The organism is Fastidiosibacter lacustris, from assembly GCF_003428155.1.
Lineage (GTDB): Bacteria > Pseudomonadota > Gammaproteobacteria > Francisellales > Francisellaceae > Caedibacter > Caedibacter lacustris.
Genome location: NZ_QLIR01000010.1, coordinates 50741 through 73747, shown reverse-complemented (window position 1 = coordinate 73747; position 23007 = coordinate 50741). Strand labels below are relative to the sequence as shown.

Annotated in this window: 21 protein-coding genes and 1 pseudogene; 10 read left to right on the top strand and 12 right to left on the bottom strand. The window is 35.1% G+C overall.

Going from position 1 to position 23007, the window contains the following annotated elements; translation table 11 throughout:
* Positions 1-375: 375 nt before the first annotated feature.
* Positions 376-504, bottom strand: a pseudogene (locus DNJ77_RS10290) (exodeoxyribonuclease VII small subunit); the annotation flags it as partial.
* Between the two features lie 96 nt (positions 505-600).
* On the opposite strand from DNJ77_RS10290, the gene kdsA reads away from it, so the two are divergent.
* From kdsA to hemL, 3 genes are all read left to right on the top strand, one after another.
* Positions 601-1434: a 3-deoxy-8-phosphooctulonate synthase gene (kdsA, locus tag DNJ77_RS06240; protein ID WP_116964135.1), complete on the top strand. Its 834-nt coding sequence runs from the start codon at positions 601-603 to the stop codon at positions 1432-1434.
* A 111-nt stretch (positions 1435-1545) separates the two neighbouring features.
* Complete coding sequence (gene gshB / locus DNJ77_RS06235; protein ID WP_116964134.1) at positions 1546-2511, top strand: glutathione synthase; 966 nt, start codon at positions 1546-1548, stop codon at positions 2509-2511.
* Positions 2512-2513: 2 nt separating this feature from the next.
* The gene (gene hemL, locus DNJ77_RS06230) at positions 2514-3794 is read left to right on the top strand and encodes a glutamate-1-semialdehyde 2,1-aminomutase (protein WP_116964133.1); all 1281 of its coding nucleotides are present in this window, start codon (positions 2514-2516) and stop codon (positions 3792-3794) included.
* A gap of 72 nt (positions 3795-3866) precedes the next feature.
* Here the strand turns inward: hemL and parE are convergent, their stop codons facing one another.
* Entirely contained in the window at positions 3867-5756 is a 1890-nt protein-coding gene (parE, locus tag DNJ77_RS06225) for a DNA topoisomerase IV subunit B (RefSeq protein ID WP_116964132.1), read from the bottom strand.
* A gap of 107 nt (positions 5757-5863) precedes the next feature.
* On the opposite strand from parE, the gene DNJ77_RS06220 reads away from it, so the two are divergent.
* The 4 genes from DNJ77_RS06220 to secB all read left to right on the top strand — a co-directional run bounded on the left by DNJ77_RS06220 (position 5864) and on the right by secB (position 8035).
* Positions 5864-6754, top strand: a complete 891-nt coding sequence (locus tag DNJ77_RS06220; protein ID WP_116964131.1) for a LysR substrate-binding domain-containing protein — start codon at positions 5864-5866, stop codon at positions 6752-6754.
* A gap of 65 nt (positions 6755-6819) precedes the next feature.
* Positions 6820-7302, top strand: coding sequence for a rhodanese-like domain-containing protein (locus DNJ77_RS06215; protein ID WP_116964130.1), 483 nt, complete (start codon positions 6820-6822; stop codon positions 7300-7302).
* Entirely contained in the window at positions 7302-7559 is a 258-nt protein-coding gene (gene grxC, locus DNJ77_RS06210; RefSeq protein WP_116964129.1) for a glutaredoxin 3, read from the top strand. Before DNJ77_RS06215 ends, grxC begins: the two co-directional genes overlap by 1 nt.
* 20 nt (positions 7560-7579) lie before the next feature.
* Entirely contained in the window at positions 7580-8035 is a 456-nt protein-coding gene (secB, locus tag DNJ77_RS06205) for a protein-export chaperone SecB (protein WP_116964128.1), read from the top strand.
* Between the two features lie 18 nt (positions 8036-8053).
* On the opposite strand, the gene DNJ77_RS06200 is transcribed toward secB, so the two are convergent.
* From DNJ77_RS06200 to DNJ77_RS06170, 7 genes are all read right to left on the bottom strand, one after another.
* Complete coding sequence (locus DNJ77_RS06200) at positions 8054-8233, bottom strand: hypothetical protein (protein ID WP_116964127.1); 180 nt, start codon at positions 8231-8233, stop codon at positions 8054-8056.
* A gap of 116 nt (positions 8234-8349) precedes the next feature.
* Positions 8350-9396, bottom strand: coding sequence for a bifunctional nicotinamide-nucleotide adenylyltransferase/Nudix hydroxylase (locus DNJ77_RS06195; protein WP_116964126.1), 1047 nt, complete (start codon positions 9394-9396; stop codon positions 8350-8352).
* Entirely contained in the window at positions 9396-10040 is a 645-nt protein-coding gene (locus DNJ77_RS06190; protein WP_192877943.1) for a BON domain-containing protein, read from the bottom strand. Before DNJ77_RS06190 ends, DNJ77_RS06195 begins: the two co-directional genes overlap by 1 nt.
* The gene (locus tag DNJ77_RS06185; protein WP_116964124.1) at positions 10021-11205 is read right to left on the bottom strand and encodes a trans-sulfuration enzyme family protein; all 1185 of its coding nucleotides are present in this window, start codon (positions 11203-11205) and stop codon (positions 10021-10023) included. The genes DNJ77_RS06190 and DNJ77_RS06185 overlap by 20 nt, the downstream gene beginning before the upstream one ends.
* A 73-nt stretch (positions 11206-11278) precedes the next feature.
* Positions 11279-13381 (bottom strand): helix-hairpin-helix domain-containing protein, encoded by a 2103-nt coding sequence (locus tag DNJ77_RS06180; protein ID WP_116964123.1) that lies wholly within the window; start codon positions 13379-13381, stop codon positions 11279-11281.
* Positions 13382-13468: 87 nt separating this feature from the next.
* Complete coding sequence (locus tag DNJ77_RS06175; RefSeq protein ID WP_116964122.1) at positions 13469-14134, bottom strand: response regulator; 666 nt, start codon at positions 14132-14134, stop codon at positions 13469-13471.
* An 80-nt stretch (positions 14135-14214) separates the two neighbouring features.
* Entirely contained in the window at positions 14215-14658 is a 444-nt protein-coding gene (locus DNJ77_RS06170) for a PACE efflux transporter (RefSeq protein ID WP_116964121.1), read from the bottom strand.
* Between the two features lie 211 nt (positions 14659-14869).
* Between DNJ77_RS06170 and DNJ77_RS06165 the strand changes: the two genes are divergently transcribed.
* From DNJ77_RS06165 to DNJ77_RS06155, 3 genes are read left to right on the top strand one after another with little or no spacing between them, the layout of a single operon-like run.
* Positions 14870-15667: an efflux RND transporter periplasmic adaptor subunit gene (locus DNJ77_RS06165; protein ID WP_116964120.1), complete on the top strand. Its 798-nt coding sequence runs from the start codon at positions 14870-14872 to the stop codon at positions 15665-15667.
* Between the two features lie 2 nt (positions 15668-15669).
* The gene (locus DNJ77_RS06160) at positions 15670-17010 is read left to right on the top strand and encodes an efflux RND transporter periplasmic adaptor subunit (protein WP_116964119.1); all 1341 of its coding nucleotides are present in this window, start codon (positions 15670-15672) and stop codon (positions 17008-17010) included.
* 4 nt (positions 17011-17014) lie between these two features.
* Entirely contained in the window at positions 17015-19198 is a 2184-nt protein-coding gene (locus DNJ77_RS06155; RefSeq protein WP_116964118.1) for a biotin/lipoyl-containing protein, read from the top strand.
* A 350-nt stretch (positions 19199-19548) separates the two neighbouring features.
* Here the strand turns inward: DNJ77_RS06155 and DNJ77_RS06150 are convergent, their stop codons facing one another.
* From DNJ77_RS06150 to mnmG, 3 genes are all read right to left on the bottom strand, one after another.
* Entirely contained in the window at positions 19549-20334 is a 786-nt protein-coding gene (locus tag DNJ77_RS06150) for a response regulator transcription factor (RefSeq protein WP_116964117.1), read from the bottom strand.
* A gap of 278 nt (positions 20335-20612) precedes the next feature.
* Positions 20613-21032, bottom strand: a complete 420-nt coding sequence (locus DNJ77_RS06145) for a hypothetical protein (RefSeq protein WP_116964116.1) — start codon at positions 21030-21032, stop codon at positions 20613-20615.
* Positions 21033-21041: 9 nt separating this feature from the next.
* Positions 21042-22943 (bottom strand): tRNA uridine-5-carboxymethylaminomethyl(34) synthesis enzyme MnmG, encoded by a 1902-nt coding sequence (gene mnmG / locus DNJ77_RS06140; protein WP_116964115.1) that lies wholly within the window; start codon positions 22941-22943, stop codon positions 21042-21044.
* Positions 22944-23007 lie beyond the last annotated feature (64 nt).

Below are 23007 nucleotides of genomic sequence, written 5' to 3'. Positions count from 1 at the left end.
AACACCAATAGCAACTTTTACTGATGGGAAAACGCACTGGCAAGAGAAGGTTGAATTGCTCAACCATATCTGACAAAAATCGCGTTTGAAAAATAGGCAACTGTCAGGTCAAGTCTAAACTTATACACCTTAGCGAAGTATTATGCTGACTTGCTCTGTGATGGTGAAGAATTAAATGATTCCTTATTTGAAGGACCAAGATTTTCGTTTACCTTACCGTTTCGTAAAGTTGAAGACGATGGTAAAGGCACCAAGTTTCAACCAGTACTAATTAAATGATGGTTCATTTATTGACTTTATCATCAGTTTTTGCGTGAAGATCAATTGATGGTGTAAAGGATGAGGTATGCTAGGAATACTTTGATTTTTTGTGTTTTAGTCATTACTAGATTTCTCAAACTCAGCCACAAATTTCTCAGCAGCATCAATCCTCGCCTTACACACCTGATAGCTTTTAGACGCAGCTTCAAGCATAGGCGCAAGCTCATCGATGATGTTCGGGTTAGTTGCTAACGTTAAGTTTTATACTTTGAAATTCCTTTCTATTTATAGATCACGATATTACACTATTGCTATTTGTTGATAGCAATAGAGTTACGTATGAAATTATTAGATTTTGAAGTTGGCTTAAATAAGCCTTTTTTCCTTATTGCAGGTCCTTGTGTGATTGAGTCTGAAACACTGGCACTTGAGACGGCAGGTTATCTAAAAGAACTTACAGTAAAACTTAATATCCCATTTATTTATAAGTCGTCGTTTGATAAGGCTAATCGTTCATCTATAAGCAGCTTTCGAGGGCTTGGCATTGAGAAAGGTTTAGCAATTTTAGAAAAAGTTAAAAAGGAAATACAGGTTCCTGTATTGACAGATGTCCATGAAGATACGCCTTTAGATGAAGTATTAGCTGTTGTTGATGTGTTACAAACACCAGCATTTTTATGTCGTCAGACAAACTTTATTGTTCGTGTATGTGAACAAGGTTTGCCTGTCAATATTAAGAAAGGACAATTTCTAGCACCCTGGGATATGAAACAGGTGATGGAAAAAGCTAAAACAACAGGCAACAAACAACTGATGGTCTGTGAGCGAGGAGTGAGTTTTGGTTATAACAATTTAGTTTCTGATATGCGCTCATTGGCAGTTATGCGTGAAACAAGATCTCCCGTTGTATATGATGCAACGCATTCTGTGCAATTACCTGGAGGGCAGGGGAGCTCATCAGGGGGGCAGCGTGAGTTCGTACCCGTTTTAGCAAGAGCAGCAGTTGCCGCCGGAATTTCTGGTATATTTATGGAAACCCATCCCAATCCAGAAAAGGCGTTAAGCGATGGTCCAAATGCTTGGCCAATTCAGAAGATGAAACCATTATTAATGCAGTTAAAACAAATTGATGAAGCGGTAAAGTCACAAGTGTTGCTTGAGGATACTTTATAAAATAAAGGAAGTATTTGAACAATAAAACTGAACATAAGTATTGTTTGATAAGGTCTAAAGTCCACCCTTAAAACTTGTATCATCTTACTTTATTAAAATTAAGGAAGAAAAATGAAAGTTGCGTTTATTATCGACCCTTTACATACATTTAATATTAAAAAAGATACTGCGTATATGATGATGTTATCTGTTGCTAGAAAGGATTGGCAACAATATGTTTTTGAGCTTAATGACATTTTCGTTGAGGATGGTGTTGCCTATGGGATAGGTTATGAGTTAATGCTGACGGGTTCTAAAGAGCATAATAAGTGGTATCAACTTATACCTGGTGATAAGATGAGATTAGGTGAGTTTGATGTGATTTTTATGCGTAAAGACCCACCTTTTAACATGGAGTTTATTTATGCCACTTATATTTTGGAATTAGCAGAAAAACAAGGTGCTTTGGTTGTTAATAAGCCACGAACTTTACGTGATGCTAATGAAAAATTTTCAATTAACAACTATCCTCAGCTTTCACCCAAGACAATGGTTAGTCGTAGCTTTAAGCATATAAAAACCTTTATTGAAAAATATAAAGATGTGGTAGTGAAGCCTTTAGATGGTATGGGCGGAGAATCGATATTTCGTATTCAACCGAACGATTCAAACAAAAATGTTATTTTAGAAACCATCACTCAATATGAATCTAAGTTTATCATGGTGCAGCAATATCAACCTGCGATTAAAGATGGAGATAAGCGAATTCTCATCGTTGATGGTGAGCCTTTAGAATATTTAGTGGCACGTATTCCAAGTGGTGAAGATAGTCGTGGTAATTTAGCACGCGGTGCCTCTACTTCAATTCGAAAGATTAATGCCGAAGAGTATGAAATTGCACATATCGTTGGTCGTGATTTACAAGCGAATGGTGTATTATTTGCAGGTATTGATGTCATCGGTAACACCTTGACTGAAATCAATATCACGAGTCCAACAATGACCCAACAGATTTATAATGAAACTGGTGTTAATGCTACTGACATATTGATGGATGTGGTTGAAGATAGAATAATTAATAGGAAATCAAAGAAATAAAAATGATGAACTCACAAAATTTATTTGATCAAGCTCAAAAAGTCATACCAGGGGGAGTGAATTCTCCTGTGCGTGCTTTTAAAGGAGTGGGTGGCATACCACGGTTTATTGCAAAAGCAAAAGGTGCTTATGTATATGACGTCGAGGGTAATCAATATATTGATTATGTTGGTTCATGGGGACCAATGATTTTAGGGCATGCTGACGATGATGTCATCAAAGCGGTACAACAACAAGTCGAGTTTGGCTTAAGTTATGGTGCTCCATGTGAGTTGGAAGTAAAGCTAGCGCAGAAAATTTGTGGGTTGATTGAAAGCATTGATATGGTACGCTTTGTAAGCTCAGGCACTGAAGCTACAATGAGTGCTGTACGCTTGGCGCGTGGTTTTACTAAGCGCGATAGACTTATTAAGTTTGCAGGTTGTTATCATGGTCATGCTGATCAATTTTTAGTAGCAGCAGGCTCTGGCGCACTAACGTTTGGTGTACCAAACTCACCAGGAGTACCTAAAAACACGGTCAAAGACACACTTACAGCGTCTTTTAATGATATTAAGAGTGTTGAAGCGTTATTTGAAAAATACCCTAACGAAATTGCTTGTATCATTTTGGAGCCCATTGCAGGAAACATGAATTTAATTGAACCTGACCCCTTATTTCTAAGTCAATTACGTAAGCTTTGTGATCAAAATCAAGCTTTACTGATATTTGATGAGGTAATGACAGGTTTTAGAGTAGCCTTAACAGGTGCACAAGGGTTGTATGGGATAACACCGGATTTGACAACTTTTGGCAAAATTATAGGTGGCGGTATGCCTGTTGGTGCATTTGGTGGTAAAAAAGAAATTATGCAGATGGTGGCGCCTTCTGGTGCCGTTTATCAAGCAGGTACTTTATCAGGTAATCCTGTGGCAATGATAGCAGGTTTAATTACCCTAACTAAAATTAGCCAGCCTGGATTTTATGAATGCTTAACAGAAAAAACAAAGACTTTAGTGCAAGGTCTAAATCGTATTGCACAGGTACATAAGTTCCCATTTATGGCAAAGTCAATTGGCAGTATGTTTGGGCTTTTCTTCACAAAAGCTAAAGATATGCGTACTTTTGATGAAGTAAAAACTTGTAGTCTTGAAACATTTAGTCGCTTTTTTCATTTTATGTTAGAGCATGGAGTGTATTTTGCGCCTTCTGCATTTGAAGCTGGTTTTATCTCAAGTGTACATAGCGATAGAGATATAGAGAAAACGTTGAGTCTATTTACACGTTTTATTGGTAGTGTTTGATATGTTTAGCAATGGTAGAGTGGTATTCGCGATACTGCACGTGTTTTAAAAGTTAACACTAAAAAAGTAAAACTATTCTATATCTGCGAGATTTCCTTTTTGTTCTAGCCAATTTTTGCGATCAAGCGCACGCTTTTTAGATAGCATTTCATCTAACTCTTCTATATCAAAGCTTTCATCATCTGACAACGTTAACTGGACTAAACGTCGAGTATCTATAGCCATTGTTGATTCTCTTAATTGTATAGGATTCATCTCCCCAAGTCCTTTAAAGCGAAGAACATTCGGCTTTAGTGATTTTTTATTTTGTGCAACTTTATGTAAAATAATATTTTTCTCTGCCTCATCTAAAGCATAATAAACATCTTTTCCTACATCGATTCTAAAGAGTGGAGGCATGGCAACATAAACATGCCCTTGGGCTACTAACGGCTTAAAATGCTTTAAAAATAATGCACAAAGCAAGGTTGCAATATGTAGACCATCCGAATCAGCATCAGCTAAAATACAAATTTTACCATAACGTAAGCCCTCTAAATTATCACTTCCTGGATCAACACCAACTGCAACCGAAATATCATGAATTTCTTGTGACGACAATACTTCTGATGAGTCAATTTCCCATGAGTTTAAAATCTTGCCACGTAATGGCATTATTGCTTGAAATTCTCTGTCACGCGCTTGCCTTGCTGACCCTCCTGCTGAATCACCCTCTACTAAAAAAAGCTCTGTATATTGTGTATCTTGACCGACACAGTCTGTTAACTTTCCTGGTAATTGCGGACCTTGAGTTATTTTTTTACGTACTACTTTTTTTTCTGCTTTTAGACGCTTTTGAGCACGTGAAATAATTGTTTCTGCAATTTGATTTGCAATTTCAATATTTTGATTTAACCATAAACTAAATGCATCTTTGACATGTATTGAAATAAAACTAACACAATCACGTGAAGACAATCTCTCCTTTGTCTGACCTGAAAACTGTGGTTCAGGCATTTTAATTGATAATACATAACTTAAGCCCACAAATACATCATCAGGTATAATTTTAACACCACGTGGCAAAATATTATGCAACTCACAATACTCACGCATCGCATCTAATAAACCGCTTCTTAACCCATTGACATGTGTTCCACCCAAAGGCGTGGGAATTAAGTTAACATAGCTTTCTGTTATAAGGTTGTCCGCTTCTTGAGACCAACACAGTGCCCAATCAACAACATATTGACCATCAGTAAATGAACCTGAAAATGGCACTTGCGGTAAAATCTCAAATTCTTCTACCTTCTCCTGTAAATAGGCTAACAAACCTCCTTCATATTGCCATGTGACTTGCTCATTTTGTTCATCGTTTTGATAATCAACAACTAATCCAGGACATAAAACAGCCTTTGCTTTTAGAAGATTTTTTAGTTTACGTACAATATACTTAGGACTATCAAAATACTTAGGATCAGGCCAAAAGCGCACGATAGTCCCAGTATTTTTCTTGCCCACTTCACCTATTACTGTTAAATCCTGAACCTTGTCTCCATTTTCAAATACAATAAAATAACGCTTACCATCACGCTTTATTTGTACTTCAACTCGTAAACTTAACGCATTTACAACCGACACTCCCACACCATGCAAGCCACCCGAATATAAGTAATTTTCTCTTGAAAACTTACCGCCAGCATGTAAGCGTGTCATGATAAGCTCAACCCCAGAAACTCCTTCTTCAGAATGAATATCAACAGGCATACCACGTCCGTTATCCTCTACCTCAAAACTACCATCTATGTACACATGTATTGAGATTTTACTTGCATATCCTGCTAGCGCTTCATCAACACTATTATCAATCACTTCCTGTGCGATATGATTTGGTGTTTGCGTATCAGTATACATGCCAGGGCGGCGTTTAACAGGATCTAACCCAGATAAAACCTCTATTGATTGAGCAGTATATTGCATCATAAGCTAAATAAATCTTTATTGTTTTAATTTTGATGTTTATTTTGGCATAAAATACAGTAAGCTTAAATCTAAATGATAGCTTTAACCTGCGTAAGTTTGAATTGACTATGAATATTCGAGATCTTGAGTATATTGTTGCAATAGCTAAATATAAAAATTTTAACAAAGCAGCACAGATTTGTTTTGTCAGTCAACCTGCACTTAGTATGCAAGTTAAAAAATTAGAGGAAGAGTTAGGTGTAGCAATCTTTGAACGTTTTCAAAAAAGTATTTTTGTTACACCTATAGGTGAGGAGATCATTGCAAAAGCACAAGGGTTATTAACCTTGGCACAAGATATTAAACGTGCGGCTAATTTGTATAACAAAGAGGAAGCTAAGCTTTTTAAAGTTGGTTTATTTCCGACATTAGCACAATATTTACTACCAGGATTGATTCGTATAAGTCAACAAGAAAAAAGCACAGTCAACATCTATCCAATCGAGGAAAAGACAGACACTTTAATTCAGATGCTACAAAATGGTCAAATTGATGCTGCATTTATTGCTAAAACATCCTTACCACAAGGTATGGATTTTATTCCTTTATTTAAAGACAAATTTAAACTTGCTGTCTACGATGGTCACCCCCTTAGCAAGCAAAAAAAAGTTGATATTACAAAACTTAATGACGAAGCCATGCTTTTTCTAGAAAAAGGTCATTGTCTACGCGATCAAATATTAGCACTAGATTTAAATCCCGCTCAAAGCATACAGTGTAATGCAACTGGTTTAGAAACTCTTCGTCAAATGGTAATTGCTAAACTTGGCATTACAATCATTCCTGAAATTGCAACAGTTTTTAGTCCATATAAAGGTATTCACTATATCGATTTTATAGAACCCATCCCTTATAGAGAAATTGGTCTTATTTATCGTAAAAGTTCGGTTATTAATCACTGGATTAAACCATTGCAACAGATAGTGAAGAAAACCTTGGTAAGTTTAACTTCTCATTGATTTTCAAACCCGCTATAATTCGCTCTAGATTCCAATTCAATACCACTTTACAACTTAGGAAGGTTATGTCGAACTTAAGTCATTTTATTTCACAAAATATACTTTTATGTCTTGTTTTTATCTTTGCGATCCTGGTTTATATTGTTTTTGAACTTCGTCAAACTAAATATCAACGTTTTAGTCTCTCTGCTCAAGATGCTATTAAGCTTAATAATCGTGAAAAAGGTATTTTCTTAGATATTCGTGATGGTAAAGATTACAATCAAGGTCATATTATTGGTGCCATAAACAGTGCAATTGCCAATCTTAAATCAAGCACTAAGTTTTTGAATAAATATAAAAGTTTACCTATTGTTATTTATTGTGACACAGGTACTCGTAGCACTGTCGTTTATAAAATGCTCAAAAAAGATGGGTTTGATAAAGTCTACGTTTTAAAAGGTGGCTTTAAGCAATGGTTGAATAATAATCTCCCAATTGATAAAAAAGAGGATGAACATGAAGTTGCTAGCAAACTAAGCAAAGCAAAAAAAATAGGAGCAAGTTGATGATTGAAATTTATACCAAACCAACTTGCCCTTATTGCATTGATGCTAAAGCGTTACTAACGCAAAAACGCGTTGACTTTATAGAATATGACATAAACGCTCGACCTGAGCTTCGTCATAAAATGATTGATCGTGCATCTGGACGTACAACCGTACCACAAATATTTATCAATAATCAACATATTGGTGGTTGTGATGATTTATATGCACTAGAACGTCAACATAAACTTGATGCGCTTTTGAGTAATATTAATTAACCACAAATTAAGGAAAAGAAATGACTACTGAGACACCTAACACTGAGATTCAATTTCAAATTCAAAAAATTTACACAAAGGATGTATCTTTTGAGATTCCTAAAGGTGCTAATGCTTTCAAACAAGAATGGAAACCTGAACTAACTGTTTCACTTAATACTAAAGTTAACAATTTACCAGAAGATAACATGTATGAAGTGGTGCTTACAGTTGAAGCAGAGGTAAAATCTGGCACAACTGATGCTTTTTCAGCTGAAGTACAACAAGCTGGTATTTTTGTAATCGCCAATATGGAAGATAAGCAACTTGATCATGCCCAATACGCATTTTGTCCAAATATCCTGTATCCTTATGCACGTGAAGTCATTTCTGATTTAGTCGCAAAAGGAGGGTTCCCGCAACTTTGTTTAGCGCCCGTTAACTTTGATACAATTTATCAGCAAAAAGTGGAAAAACAAAAAGAAACATCCAATTAATTGGCAATCATCCTTGATTTAATTTAAATCCTGAAAATATACTTTTGCATTACGACTTTCAACTGATGCCGCTTTAAAGTGATTATACTGCACATTTTTAGTCATTGTTGAATTTGCCACAAAATCGTTATTTTCTGCCCATACAATATTACCGCTTAAAAATATGGCCATAACGATAAGTGATAGTAGTTTTTTCATAATAATCTCCTTTTAGGTTCAACACACTTTATCTGTTTTTGAGTCTAGCGCAGATCATTTAAATTAGTATACTATCAATAAAAAATAATAAAAAAAACGTAATTTCCCTATGTTGATTAATCCGTTAGCTTATACTTTGTAAGCATAAAGCGAATGATTTGGTAGTGATCATCGATTAAACAATCAGACATTTTCTCAATTACTTTAGTAAGCTTTATCCATTTTGCCGATTTTGCATCGTCTTGAGCTTGCAATTTTGGTAAAGAGTCGGTTTGTAATATAAATAAGCCTAAGTGAGTAATCACTCTACCTTTTAATGAACGTTCAGGATAATCAAATACCTCTTGTGCAATAAGTTTTTGACTAAATTCATAACTTTTGATGTCTATACTGGTTTCTTCTTCAAGCTCGCGTAACATCCCATCCACTATACGTTCATCCTGATCCAAAAAACCACCAGGGAACGCCCATAGATTTCTCCCAGGTACAAGCTTGCGTTGAATGAGCAACACATGCTTATTGCACAGCACCATCGCATCAGTTGTCACAAAAATAGGTTTATATGGCGCATCTTGCCATGCATGTTGATAACTCTGTATGTAATCAAATTCATCACAAAGGTCTTGGTATAGAGGTGTTTGTATATATTGACGCAAAGCTTCACGTGTACCATCTAATGCTAAATTATTGACTAAATAAGTCTCATCTAAATTATGTTTACCAAAGAATTTCATCCGAAAATCAGTTGCATTAAATCCATTAAAATTGTTTACATTAATATAATACCACTTAGGAAAACATTTAAGGTAATAGCTACTGACATCTTTTTCATGGCCTACAATTGCAATACTTTCAGTTGCTCTTACATGATTATATACTGAGGATGTCACTTCATTTTTCCAACCATTTTCATCATAAAACCAGTCACTCACTGGTACAATGGTAATACGTGATATATCAATACCCACAGCAATAAGATCTGATAAGATCATTTTTCTACGTAATTCATAAGAGAATGGATTTTTAATACTTGGCGCTCTAAATGCGGAACCAACAACAATAATAAGTTTTTGTGCAATTTTAAGTGCATATTGTATGTTATGCAAATGACCTATATGAAAAGGTTGAAAGCGCCCAATAAACACAGCACACGAATATTGCATTATGCTGCCCCTTTCTCTATTGTTGAGTATTCTATATCACTTGTTGGCTCAGGTTGTGGCGCTAATACATAGTCATAAACTTCAATGACTTTTTGCACACCTGGTACATTTGTAGCAATTGCTGATGCACGAGCACCTTCAGCTTTTGTAACCACACCCAATATATAGACAACACCTTTTTCTGTTACCACTTTAAACTTTAAGCTGTTAACACCGCTTGAAATCAATGCTGAAATTACTTTTGAGGTGATCCAGCTATCAGAAAGATAACCACCAATACCAACCGTCTCCCCGATAGTTAGTTGGTTATAAACTACCTTCACACCAGGAATCTTAGCCATTCTATTAGCAAGCTCAGCTTTCAAACTTTCTGTCAAGACCTGACCAATCAGCAATAAAATATGATTAAACACAACTGGTTCAACGTTTGAATTCCCTGTAAGCTCAGGGTAATCATTTAATAATGAGATCGCTTTAAATTGAATGCTCTTATCTGATACATTCGTTTTGCTATCTACGCTACTACCTACTACATTCGCACCTACAATTGCAGCCCCCGCCCCTGCAATAATAACAGGTGCACATGCACTAAGCATGTTCATTAAAATACTTAAGCTAGCTACATTAACTATTAACTTTTTCACTTTGCTTAGGTTGCTTACTTCTTTTAGCTTGTTGACTGCTTTTATTTTCATTCATAAATTCCTGAAATACCGTAAGTGTATCTTCTACTGCTTCACAACCGATAGATAATCTTAACAACCATGGTGAAACTTGTAAGCGAATTTGTTGCAATTTATGTGTCTCTTTATGTGACATGGTAGCTGGATGGCTTAATGAACTATGTACAGCACCAAAGCTTACCGTTTTGGGAAAATATGCTTTAAGCTTTTCATACAAATGATCAAATTGAACTTGGTCGTGGCATTCAACGCCAATCAAGCCACCTAAAGTAATACTGTTATTAATAAGCCAAGTGGCATATTTTTGACTTTCATCACCACAATAATAAATTGCTTTAAATAAACCTGTATTTTTTAAATATTGATAAATTACTTGAGTATTATAATGAATCTTATCCATGCGTAAATGAATTGTTTTTAAGCTTCTAGATAATAACCAAGACTGGAAAGGATCCAAAGCATAGCCTGTCTGGCGAATAATTTTTACGACTTTATCTGTGTATTTTTGACTGGTAGCCAATACACCTGAAGTCATATCTGCATGCCCCACTAAATACTTGGTTGAAGATTGTATAGCAATGTCTGCACCAAAGTTAAGCGGCATAAATCCATAAGAAGACATCAACGAATTGTCTACGACTAAACAAATGTTATATCGATTAGTAATATGCGCAATATCAGAAATAGGTGTAACTCTCTGTAAAGGATTAGAAACCGTTTCGCATAAGACCATTTTGGTGTGTTCGTTAATATTTTTTTCTAAGGATTCTGGATTTTGTAAATCCAATTGCTTTACCTTAATTCCGCGTGTTAGGCACATCTCTTCGAGAATAAATGAAATTCCTGCATAAAAATCACAACCTACAATGATCTCATCCCCTACTTTAAGTAAACCTAAGGTCACATTAAGTGCAGATAATCCACTACTCAAGGCAAAAGCACCATCTGCTTCATCTAAAATCGCCAGTTGTGCTTCCAGATAGCGACGAGTTGGATTTTGGATACGAGAATATTCAAATGTATCTGTATTATGTTGATTAAAAGTGCTAACTTGATAAATAGGCATGCTCATAGCTTGATAAGCATCGTTATTTTCAAGGTGTAGTAAACGCGTTATTCTATTCATCTTTTTTTTGCTACTTACAATAATTAGTTGTTGTTATATCAATAAGAAAAGGGTCATAATATCTAAACTTACCTTATTTTAAACTTAACCCCACACGTTGGCGCTCAACATCAACAAAAATCACTTTAACTCCTGATAATTGCTCATTTAAGCTTACGATTTCTGTAGGATGATTAACACGCTTTTGGCTTAATTCAGAAATGTGGATCATCCCATCATTTTTTAAACCAATATCCACAAAAACCCCAAAGTCTGTGATATTGCGTACTACACCTGATACAGATGTCCCAACTTGTAAATTTTCAATCGTCAGTACATTCGCACTAAAGCTCACAGCTGGTAGTTCATTACGAGGATCAAATCCTGGCTTTTTAAGTTCTTTAATAATATCCTTTAAAGTCTCTTCGCCAATATTATATCGCTTAGCAAAACTTACAATGTTTATTTGCTCAAACTTCCCATTTGATATCTCTTTAAGAACCGCTGTTGCAACACTATAATTTTCAGGATGAACACCAGTGTTATCTAATATGTTTTTGGCATTTGGGATACGCATAAAACCTGAACATTGTTCAAATGTTTTGTCGCCCAATCCTTTGATTTTTTTTAATTCTTCAACACTTGTAAAAGCACCATATTTATTACGATAACTGACAATTTCTTTTGCCAAACGTGTATTTATACCTGATACATACGACAATAAAACATAAGAGGCCGTATTCAGATTGACACCCACATTATTTACCACGGCTTCAGTGATATCATGTAACTTTTGTGCTAATTTTTTTTGATCAACATCGTGCTGATATTGACCAATACCTAAGGACTTAGGGTCAATCTTAACAAGTGTTGCCATTGGGTTTTGTAAACGTTGAGCAATAGAAATAGCACCCCTGATTGTTACATCTAAATCTGGATATTCCTCTTCTGCAAGCTTTGAAGCTGAATAAACTGAAGCACCTGCTTCTGATACCACTGTATAACGAAGTCCCACTTTTAGCGCTTTATTATACTGAGCAAAAAAGTCTTGTAATTCTCTTGAAGCTGTCCCATTACCTATCGCAACGGTATCAATTTTATATTTATTGACTAATTTAGTAACAACAGCATTTGCCTCTTGAACCTTATTAAAAGGTGCCACAGGATAAATAACTGCATGATCAAGATACATTCCTTCTTGGTTAATCACCGCAAGCTTAGCGCCTGTTTTAAAACCAGGATCAACACCTAAAATCGCTTGTGATTGAACAGCTGGAGTCATTAATAACTGAGCTAAATTTCCAGCAAAAACATTCATCGCTGAACTTTCGGCTTTTTCTTTTAAATCATTTATGATCTCGCGCTCAATAGCAGGATACAACAAACGCTTATAACCATCATAATAGGCATCAAGCAAAATTGAAGATACACCAGCTGCATTTTTAGGTAGTTTATGACGCTCCATATTTTCTTTGTAACGTTCATGATCAATTTCAATCTTAAGGCTTAATTCTTTTTCAGTAACGCCTCTAAAAATCGCCAATAATCTATGAGCTGGAATCTTATTAATATTTGACTGATATTGATCAAATTGGAAAAAGTTACCATTCTTATCACAGCTTCTTGTTATTTTAATCTGCATTTGACCAAATTGTGACACTTGATCGCGAACAAAGGCACGTTCTTTAGGATTATCCGCATAGTATTCTGCTGCAATATCCATAGCACCTTGAATAGCTTCTTCAACAGTAGTCACTTTTTCTTTTACAAACCGTGCCGCTTGCTCATAAAAATCATCAATACTATCATAAGCTTTCATAAGTCGGTCAGCTAATGCTTGTAGCCCTTTATCAATAGCTAGCTGAGCGCGAGTATTACGCTTTTGCTTAAAAGGTTGGTAAATATCTTCAAGATCAGTCAAGGTTTGCGCATTGTGTAATACAGTTTGTAACTCATTATTGTAAAGTTCACGCTCTTGTAAAATATTGATAATTTCTTCTCTACGCACATCGAGTTTTTGTAAATATTGATATTGCGCATAAAAATCACGAAGCTGGGCATCCGTTATACCATCGGTTGCTTCTTTGCGATAACGTGCAATAAACGGAATCGTTGCACCTTCATCAAGAAGCTTAATAATATTATTAACTGCACTTAAGCTCAGTGCACCCTTTTGAGTCAGCAGTTGTAAGTTCATAACCTAAAGAATAAACACCATCAAATCAATGGTGGTTATCTTCAATGATTTTATGTCTAAAGTCCACTGATTTACTTGGTTTATTGCTTATGCTGTTGGTTTTTGTACAATATAACCAACGCCTCGTAACGTTTTTATATATTTATTCTGAATTTTCTTACGTACATTATGAATATGTACTTCTAGGGTATTAGAATCTACTTCTTCATCCCAACCATATAATTTTTCAAGCAACTTCGTTTTAGAAACCACCTTTCCTGTATTTTCTAACAAGCATTCAAGTAACGCAAATTCTCTTCTTGAAAGTTTTACAAACTCACCGCTTACTGTTACAGTTTGTGCTGCAGGATCAAGCTCTAACTCTTCAAACTTAATTTTAGGATCGCTCCGTCCAGCTGAACGACGTACCAATGCACGCATTCTTGCTAAAAGCTCTGATAAATCAAAGGGTTTTGTTAAATAATCATCAGCGCCTGAATCTAATCCACGCACACGATCATCGATTGCATCACGCGCGGTTAATAGTAAAACTGGAACTGAGTTTCCCTTAGCACGTATGCTTTTTACAATCGAAATGCCATCTTTAAAAGGTAAGCCAATATCCATAACAACTGCATCATACGGTTCAGTATCTAATGCCATTTCTGCCATTTTCCCATCTTGCATCAAATCTACAGCGTAGTTATGCTGCTTTAAGCCTTCAACTATTCCTTCACCTAACATAATATCGTCTTCTACAACTAAAATTCGCATCATTTTTCCTACTGATAGGTTTTTGATAATCGTAAGATGGTAACACTAAAGGTGCTAAATAATGATTATTTTATACAAATTTAAATGCTTACTTTGCGTACAAGTTTTAAGTATAGAAGATCGAATATCCAGTTATAAACAAAAGCATAGATTAAAAAGAAAGCCACAAAAGCAATATCAATTAAAAACGCTTGCAAAAGTGTCATATCTAACCAAAATGCAACAAGTGGAATGGTGACAATAAAAAGACCTAATTCAAACAATAATACATGTATACATCTTGTTATCACGCTACGGTTAAACCTATCCTTGCCAAGTCGCACTTCCCAAACGTCAAACACCCAGTTATAAATAAAGTTCCAAAACATAGCAATAAGCGAAGTGAATATGCCTAAAGCACCTATTTCTATTATTCCCTTATCTAATATAAAAGCAGCTAAAGGTGCGAAAATAACAATAGCAAATATTTCAAAGCCAATCATATGAATGACACGTGTTGCTAAACTGAAACCTTTAACTTGCATTATTTATCCTTATTTTGCATTATCGACATTTGTTAGAACTCATACTAGCATACTCCATCTTAAGAGAAAAACGTATTAAATATGCGCCTATATGTATGATTATCGCTAAATACTTACATAACAAAAAGTTATTTTCTATTGTACAAATAAAAACGCTGATCTAAACTAATAATCATATTAAAACTGCCTCAAATAAAAGGAAGTCACGATTATGAAATCATGCAGTTTATTTATCTCCTTGTTTATGTTGCTTAGTTTTTCTTATGGCATAACCCCTTTTCAACAACTTACCGATGCCGGCGAACAAAGCACATATGCCTCTGTTTTCCCAATTAACAAAGCTTCTCTTTCTAGTCCAATGACAGGGACTATTCAAAAAATTTATTTTCGACCAGGAGATGTCTTTAAAAAAGGAGAGGTACTTTTACAATTTGATTGTGAAGAAATTGACCTCAAAATGCTACGTGCTCGCGCTGAGCTTGAGGCGGCTGATGCTTTATTACAAAGTACAACTGAACTTATGCGTCTAAACTCAGCCAGTAAAATGGATTTGGCAAAAGCAAAAAGTCAGTCTGAGATTGCTAAAGCCGACCTCGATATCATTTTATTCCAGCAACGTCAATGCCAAATTATTGCACCTTATAACGGTGAAGTCGTTCATCAATCCGCTCAAGAAAATGAAATGGTTAAAACAGATGATCCATTGCTTGAAATCGTTGATAATCGAGAGCTTGAAGTCAAAATGTACATACCGTCTTCATGGTTAAGCAAAATTCATATTGGGACGAACTTTAGTTTAATGTTAGAGGAGCTACCTAATATAAAACTTACTGGTCAAGTTATTAAAATTGTTAGTCAAATAGATCCAGCAAGCCAATCAATTTTAGTTTATGGCAAACTTGTTAAAAATGATGAATCATCCACTCTCAACACGGATATGCTTTTCTCAGGTATGAGTGGAATTGCTCATTTTAAAATAAATAAAGTGACTGATAGAAAAGAGGGTTAAAAATGAAAGATGTATTAGCTAATTTACTCTCTTTACAACAAGAAATGCGTGAAATCCACACTTTAAATGAACTTGCTTTTTTTATCGCGCACCAAACCAAACTTGTTGCTGAATATCAACGTGCTATTGTGTGGAGTTCTTGGCAAAATAAAAACATAAAAATTTTGAGTGTCTCAGGTATCACCCAACTCAACGGTACCAGTCCTTATCAAATTTCAGCTAATCAATTTATTAGCAAAATTATTACCCATTATGATCAAAGTAAAGATCTACTGATTCTAAATATTGATGATGTAGCAGAAGCTGTTGCAACAAGATGGCTTGAACCACTTGCAAAGTATGCTCATATCTATTTCTTTCGCAACCTTAATAAAGATATTATTGGTGGGGTCATTCTATTAAACCCAGATATGTTAAATGAAAATGAACTAAAACAATTCGATTGGATTTCTCTTTCATACAATCAAGCATGGTCACACTTAAGCAAACCAAATGGCTTGTTGGGCAGAATTAAATATTACTTCAAAAGCAAACGAAGACGCCTTGTTTGGTTGTTCATTGTTATCATTCTGAGTGCTATGTTCATTCGTGTACCACAAAGCGTTTTAGCACCTGCTTCTATTATTGCCAAGGATCCTGCAATTATTACTGTACCAATGGAAGGCGTAATTGAAAATATTGCTGTCATGCCTGAGCAATATGTGCGTAGAGGCGAAATTTTGTTTGATATGGATAAGCGTGATTTAGTCAATGCTAATGAGCTTGCTCAAAAAGAACTTGCCACTGCAACAGCAAAATACAAAACAGCTGTTCAAAGTAGTTACCAGGACATAGAAAAACGTGCTGAAATTCAAGTTTTACAAGCTCAAATGCAAGAAAAAGCATTAGAGGTTAATTATACGCGTCATTTGATTGAAGAATCTTATGTAAGAAGCACAATAGATGGTATCGCTATTATTGACACTCCCAATCAATGGATTGGTAAACCAGTTGTCACGGGTGAAAACGTTATGCAAGTTGCTATTCCTAATCAAATCGAAATCGAAATTTGGTTACCTGTATCTGATGCAATTAACTTTCAAAAGGGTGATAAAGTTAAGCTATTTTTAAATGCTGATCCACTTAACCCTGTTTATGGCATAATTGAATATTCAAGTTTCGAAGCTACTATTACACCTTCTCAAGTGCTTGCTTATCAAGTCATTGCTTACCTTGATTCCAATCAATCACTTCCTAAAATTGGTAGTCAAGGAACCGCCAAGTTGATGGGGGAAAATGTAAGTTTATTCTATTACTTATTTAGAAAACCGATCACAACGCTAAGACAATTCTTTGGGTGGTAACACTATGCAAATGCAAAATATGACAGAACTACCAGAAATACTTCCACCCCTTCGCTTAGGAGTTACCTTAGAGAAAGGAGGTATGGATTTTAATAACAGCCCAACTTGGATTGTTCAAGACACATTAAATAATCGCTTTTTTCATTTAGGTTGGAAAGAACATGAAATTTTACACTATTGGCAAAGCGTCCCACCTGCTGAGTTTATTAAAGATATAAAAAGTAAATCCTTAGCACAAATTTCTGAAGAAGATTTAAGTCAAATGCTTAAGTTTTTATCACAAAACTGCCTAATTGAGCAAAACTACCCCATATTAAAAAGTATCAATAAAATTCAATCTCTTAAAAAGAGTAACTGGTTTTTATGGCTTGTTAAAAATTATTTATTCTTTCGAGTTCCACTTGTTAAACCTAATAAGTTTTTAGATAGAATCTATCCTTATTTTCGCTTTATGCTTGGTAAAACGTTTGCTTTTATCATGACATTTCTTGGAATATTTGCACTTATCTTTACTTTGCGCGAATGGGATCAGTTTACCAATACTTTTTTTGCTTTATTTTCAATTGAATATATTTTACTTTATGCCATTGCGTTAATTTTTGCCAAAAGCTGCCATGAACTAGGTCATGCTTTAATGTGTAAAAAATTTGCTCTTAACGTGCCTGTAATGGGAGTTGCCTTTCTTGTTATGTTCCCTATGCTTTACACTGACACAGGGGAAAGCTGGAAAGTCAACGACCCGAAAGAACGTATTACGATTGCACTAGCTGGCGTTATTACAGAAACTTATATAGCTATTTTTGCTTTGTGGGCATGGCTTCTATTTCCAGAAGGCGCACTTAAAAGTATCTGTTTCTTTCTTGCAACATATAGCTTAATGACAACCTATTTGATCAATATCAGTCCTTTTTTAAGGTTTGATGGCTATCATGTTCTATCTGATATTTTGAGTATGCGAAACCTTCAAACCAGAAGTTTTGCTCTAACAAGATGGAAAATCAGAGAAATACTCTTTGGACTAAATGCACCGATGCCAGAATATTTTAATATCTCTAGGCAACACATCCTCATCACTTATGCAATTCTAAATTGGATTTATCGTTTTTTTCTATTTTTTGGTATTGCTTTAATGGTTTATCACCTATTTTTTAAAGCACTAGGGATTATCCTTTTTGCAATTGAAATCATTTATTTTATCTTACATCCTATTTATCGTGAATTAAAGGTTTGGTGGACCATTAAAAGCAGAATTAAACTTAATAAGCATACTATTATTTTAACTTCTATCCTATTGTTACTCATATTGATTTTTTTCACCCCTTGGCAAAGCCAAATTTCCTTACCTGCTACCATGTCATATCAAACACAAACCCTCTACACTGAGATAGGTGCAAAAGTCGTCAATATATACGTTAAAAAAGGACAAACAATCAAGAAAGGTGAGCTTTTAGCAGTTCTAGAATCTGATAAGTTAAATTTTAAAATTGTACAAACTAAACAAAAGCTTATACAACTTAAGTGGCAACAACGTAATATCGTCCATTTTCAAACTCAGCTTGAACAACAACAAGTTCTTATGACTCAAATCAGTCAAACTCAAACAGAGCTTAATCAATTACAAAAAGAACAGGAAAAATTGTACTTTTATGCACCATTCGATGGGGTTGTAGAGTCATTATCTGAAGATTTACAAATTGGAGCATGGCTAAAAGCCAAACAAGCACTAATGATGCTTGTCAATAAAGATCAAATTCAACTTCATGCTTATATCGATACCAAAAAATACGATAAACTCACCAATAATCAAAGCGGATATTTCGTACCTGAAAACATCGATTTTACTAAAACTCCTGTGATTATTACGCAAATCATAAGCTCCCATGCAAGTCTATTACTGTCACAAAATCAAAATAAGGCTAACCTTAGCTATATTCATAAAGCAGTTCCTCTTAGCACATATCACGCTTCAATCTTTGGTGGTAGCATTGCAGTAAAGCCTGACAATGAAGGAAAACTGACTCCTCAGGAAAGCATTTTCCTTTTATTATTAAAGCCAACGGCTTCACCTCAATATAATTTGTCCCACGTCATTCGAGGTAAAGTCTTTATTAATATTGCAAGAAAGTCTTTAGCTGCAAGTTTATGGCAACAAATCCTTATTTTATGGGTCAAAGAAAGTGGGTTTTAAGAGAATCACCACGATGGGATTAGTCTTATTTTATCTCGTTCTCTAGTTTTCTTGCTCAATAAAAACAGGTTGTCTATACGTTAAAATTCAAGTGCTTTTAATTGAATAGGGGCGTACTTAAAAACGTGTCTGAGTGCGAGTAAAGGATTGGACAGGGCGGCAGATACGTTATTGTTTAAATGACTTTTTTTACAATAACCAATTTCCACAGCAAGTTCATTTCTGATTTGATAGTTTGTACATTTTATAAAATATGTGACAAATACGTTACAACTATAAATTATAACACAGTCATATGTTAAGCTACTCTGTACACGAAGACAGAGCTCCCTCATTAAAAAAACCAAAGATTATAAGCAGGAAACCTCTTTGCCGTCATAGATATAAGTTAAATAAGAATCAAGTGTATAACCTTGAGAACGCACAGCCTTAATCGGTGAGCTTGAGTTGTGTCCTTGAGTCAGTTTATTACGTAAACGATGAACGTGGATATTAACATCACGTATCATGCTTTCTTTTATGTTAAGGTTCAAATATTTGGCAATTTCTTCGCGCATAAAAGTTTTGCTTGGATCAGAAAGTAATAACTTAAGCAGAGCACCTTCTTTATCAGTTAAGTAAATTTCATCTTGATCTGGATGGGTTACCAAAGATTTACGCGGATAGTAAGCCCATTTACCAAATTGAATTTGCATATAATCATTAATGTTAAGCTCATCAATTTTGACAGAACCAGTGATTGCATAAGGTGTATGATGTGTATTGCGGTCACGGAGTTTTGATTTAATGCGTGCCATAAGTATATGCTGATTATAAGGAGTTTCAATATAGTCATCAGCTCCTGCTTCAAAGCATAAAACAACTTCTGTAGCATCTGTTATTTTTGAAACAAAAATAATAGCCATATTAGGATTGCGTTCACGAATGTTTTTGCAAACTTCGATACCATACATATCTGGTAATAAGACGTCCAATATAACAAGTTTAATATTTTTGTGAGTGCTCAAGATTTCTAGGGCATTAGCGCCCGATGAGCATGCTATTGTTTGGAACAAATAACGTTGAAGTAAATTTTCTAGCGCTATTATATCATCTTGATTTGTACTAACTAATAAAATAACATTGTCTTCTTTCATTTTTCTCTCTCATCACCGTTTATTAATGGTTCTCCCAAAAAATCACAAAGCAATTTCATAAATGCTTAATGATCACTTTAAAGCCGATTATATTTAAAAAGTTGCAGTATTTCCATGCTAAAAACATATTTATCATAAAAAATGGTAATTAATTCTATATTTTAGCTTTAATGAAATTAATAAGTCGATGTTTTCTTATTTTGGCAATCCATTTTGTAGCCTTTAAAATTAGGATGAAATTAAAGCGTTTAAATTTTATTTAAAAATTAAAGATAGAATTAATAAGCAATACAGTTATTACCTCGAAAGGTTGTATTGACAATTTTTTTTGTTTTGTTATCAAATACAATCCACGTTGTACAGGATAAGGAATAGGTTTGACCTCCAATAATCGCACCAGGTGTTGAAATTATGGTTGTATTATTTCCATTTTGAACAGTTGTAATATTTGTTGGCATTTGGTTAAGAGGGGTACTGACAATTTGTTTGTCACTATAGACATAAGCTGTCTTATTATCCTCAAGTTTAAGTGTATTATTTGGATAACCCCACATGTGAACAAAATCATCAATAGACTGTTCATGCCATTGATCTAAAATGGCCCTGTATTTTGCAGTTGTAGCACAGCCTATAATAAGTAAAATCATACTGGCAACAAGAATACTTTTGATACTGAGTTTTATGTTTTGCCAGATCATTGTTTCTCCCTAGATAGTTGGTATGTCTTGTTTTTTTATGAAACCAAGTTTTTTCATGTAAATCGTTAACAGTGAAATTGCGGCTGGCGTTATACCTTGAATACGAGATGCTTCTCCTAAAGTGGATGGGCGTTGATTGTCTAGCTTTTGCCTGACTTCATTAGATAGACTTGAAACTTTTTGGTAGTCGAAATCTTTTGGAATATGTGCGTTTTCTAGTGCTTGCATTACTAGAATTTCTTCATTTTGTCTATCAATATAGCCTGCGTATTTAGCTGAAATTTCAATTTGCTCAATTGCTTGGGTGTGATCTATAAACTCACCTAACTCGGTAATATTAGTAAGACTTTGATAGTCAAGTTCAGGACGCTTTAATAAGTCAAATAAATTACTTTCTTTACTCATTGGCTTACCTAATAACACTTCTAGTTTTTCTGCTTTAGTACTCTTAGGCGAAATCCATACCGACTTTAAGCGTGCAGTTTCTACTTCAATTGTTTGTAACTTGGCTAAAAAATTACGCTTGTCTTCTTCACTTAATAAACCAAGCTCAATGGCTTTTAGACATAAACGTGCATCTGCATTATCCTCACGCAAAACCAAGCGATACTCGGCACGTGAAGTAAACATGCGATAAGGTTCTTGTGTCCCTTTTGTTATTAAATCATCAATTAGCACACCTATATAGGCATCATTTCTTTTTGGTGACCAGCTTGGTTTTTTTTGGACTTTTAATGCAGCATTTAATCCTGCGATTACGCCTTGAGCAGCAGCTTCTTCATAACCTGTTGTGCCATTAATTTGTCCTGCGAAAAATAAATTTTCAACACGTTTGGTTTCCAAACTTGGTAGGAGTCCACGAGGATCAAAAAAATCATATTCAATAGCATAACCTGGACGCGTGATATAAGCGTTCTCAAAGCCTTTAATACTTCGGATAAACTCAAGTTGCACATCAAATGGTAACGACGTTGACATTCCGTTTGGATAGAGCTCAATACTGTCTAAGCCTTCTGGCTCAACAAAGATTTGATGTCGATCTTTATCAGCAAAGCGCACCACCTTATCCTCAATAGAAGGGCAATAACGGGGTCCTATCCCATCGATCATTCCACCATACATTGCGGAGCGATCTAGGTTTTTAAGAATAATGTCATGCGTTTTAAGGTTAGTGTAGGTGATATGACAAGGCACCTGTATGGGGTGTTCATCACCTTTACTAAAAAATGAAAAATATGGAATAGGATCATCTCCAGCTTGAATCGCCATAACAGAAAAATCAACTGTGCGCTTATCAATTCTAGGAGGGGTGCCTGTTTTAAGACGCGCAACATTAAACGTTAAAGCACGCAATTTTTGTGCTAATGCGTTAGCTGGTTGGTCACCAGCGCGTCCACCTTGGTAATTATTAAATCCAATATGGATCTTTCCACCTAAAAACGTACCAACAGTTAGAATAACAGTTTTGGCTCGAAAGCTTAATCCCATTTGGGTAACAACACCTGTCACTTGATCATTTTCTATGATTAGGTCATCAACAGGTTGTTGGAAAATGGATAGGTTTTTTTGATTTTCAAGGATGTTGCGTATGGCTAACTTATAAAGTGTTCTATCAGCTTGAGCACGTGTTGCACGCACAGCAGGACCTTTACGGGCATTTAAGGTACGAAATTGAATACCAGATTTGTCAATTGCTTTAGCCATGATACCGCCTAAAGCATCGATTTCTTTGACAAGATGTCCTTTCCCAATGCCCCCAATTGCAGGATTACAGGACATTTGCCCTAGTGTTTCAATATTATGCGTTAGCAATAAAGTAGTTGCTCCCATACGAGCAGCAGCAGCAGCAGCTTCCGTTCCTGCATGTCCGCCACCAACGACGATGACATCAAAAGTGTGTGGATAAAACATCATAAGAATCTATTTTTCTTTCAATTTTGGTTGCTTGAAGTTTAAGCTATAAAGACATAAACGT

Coding starts and splice junctions, on each gene's coding strand:
- hemL (WP_116964133.1), top strand. CDS start 2,514: ATGATGAACTCACAAAATTTATTTGATCAAGCTCAAAAAGTCATACCA.
- DNJ77_RS06180 (WP_116964123.1), bottom strand. CDS start 13,381: ATGAACTTACAACTGCTGACTCAAAAGGGTGCACTGAGCTTAAGTGCA.
- DNJ77_RS06165 (WP_116964120.1), top strand. CDS start 14,870: ATGAAATCATGCAGTTTATTTATCTCCTTGTTTATGTTGCTTAGTTTT.
- DNJ77_RS06220 (WP_116964131.1), top strand. CDS start 5,864: ATGAATATTCGAGATCTTGAGTATATTGTTGCAATAGCTAAATATAAA.
- DNJ77_RS06175 (WP_116964122.1), bottom strand. CDS start 14,134: ATGCGAATTTTAGTTGTAGAAGACGATATTATGTTAGGTGAAGGAATA.
- DNJ77_RS06215 (WP_116964130.1), top strand. CDS start 6,820: ATGTCGAACTTAAGTCATTTTATTTCACAAAATATACTTTTATGTCTT.
- DNJ77_RS06145 (WP_116964116.1), bottom strand. CDS start 21,032: ATGATCTGGCAAAACATAAAACTCAGTATCAAAAGTATTCTTGTTGCC.
- DNJ77_RS06200 (WP_116964127.1), bottom strand. CDS start 8,233: ATGAAAAAACTACTATCACTTATCGTTATGGCCATATTTTTAAGCGGT.
- DNJ77_RS06195 (WP_116964126.1), bottom strand. CDS start 9,396: ATGCAATATTCGTGTGCTGTGTTTATTGGGCGCTTTCAACCTTTTCAT.
- DNJ77_RS06170 (WP_116964121.1), bottom strand. CDS start 14,658: ATGCAAGTTAAAGGTTTCAGTTTAGCAACACGTGTCATTCATATGATT.
- secB (WP_116964128.1), top strand. CDS start 7,580: ATGACTACTGAGACACCTAACACTGAGATTCAATTTCAAATTCAAAAA.
- kdsA (WP_116964135.1), top strand. CDS start 601: ATGAAATTATTAGATTTTGAAGTTGGCTTAAATAAGCCTTTTTTCCTT.
- DNJ77_RS06155 (WP_116964118.1), top strand. CDS start 17,015: ATGCAAATGCAAAATATGACAGAACTACCAGAAATACTTCCACCCCTT.
- parE (WP_116964132.1), bottom strand. CDS start 5,756: ATGATGCAATATACTGCTCAATCAATAGAGGTTTTATCTGGGTTAGAT.
- DNJ77_RS06150 (WP_116964117.1), bottom strand. CDS start 20,334: ATGAAAGAAGACAATGTTATTTTATTAGTTAGTACAAATCAAGATGAT.
- DNJ77_RS06185 (WP_116964124.1), bottom strand. CDS start 11,205: ATGAATAGAATAACGCGTTTACTACACCTTGAAAATAACGATGCTTAT.
- gshB (WP_116964134.1), top strand. CDS start 1,546: ATGAAAGTTGCGTTTATTATCGACCCTTTACATACATTTAATATTAAA.
- DNJ77_RS06160 (WP_116964119.1), top strand. CDS start 15,670: ATGAAAGATGTATTAGCTAATTTACTCTCTTTACAACAAGAAATGCGT.
- mnmG (WP_116964115.1), bottom strand. CDS start 22,943: ATGTTTTATCCACACACTTTTGATGTCATCGTCGTTGGTGGCGGACAT.
- grxC (WP_116964129.1), top strand. CDS start 7,302: ATGATTGAAATTTATACCAAACCAACTTGCCCTTATTGCATTGATGCT.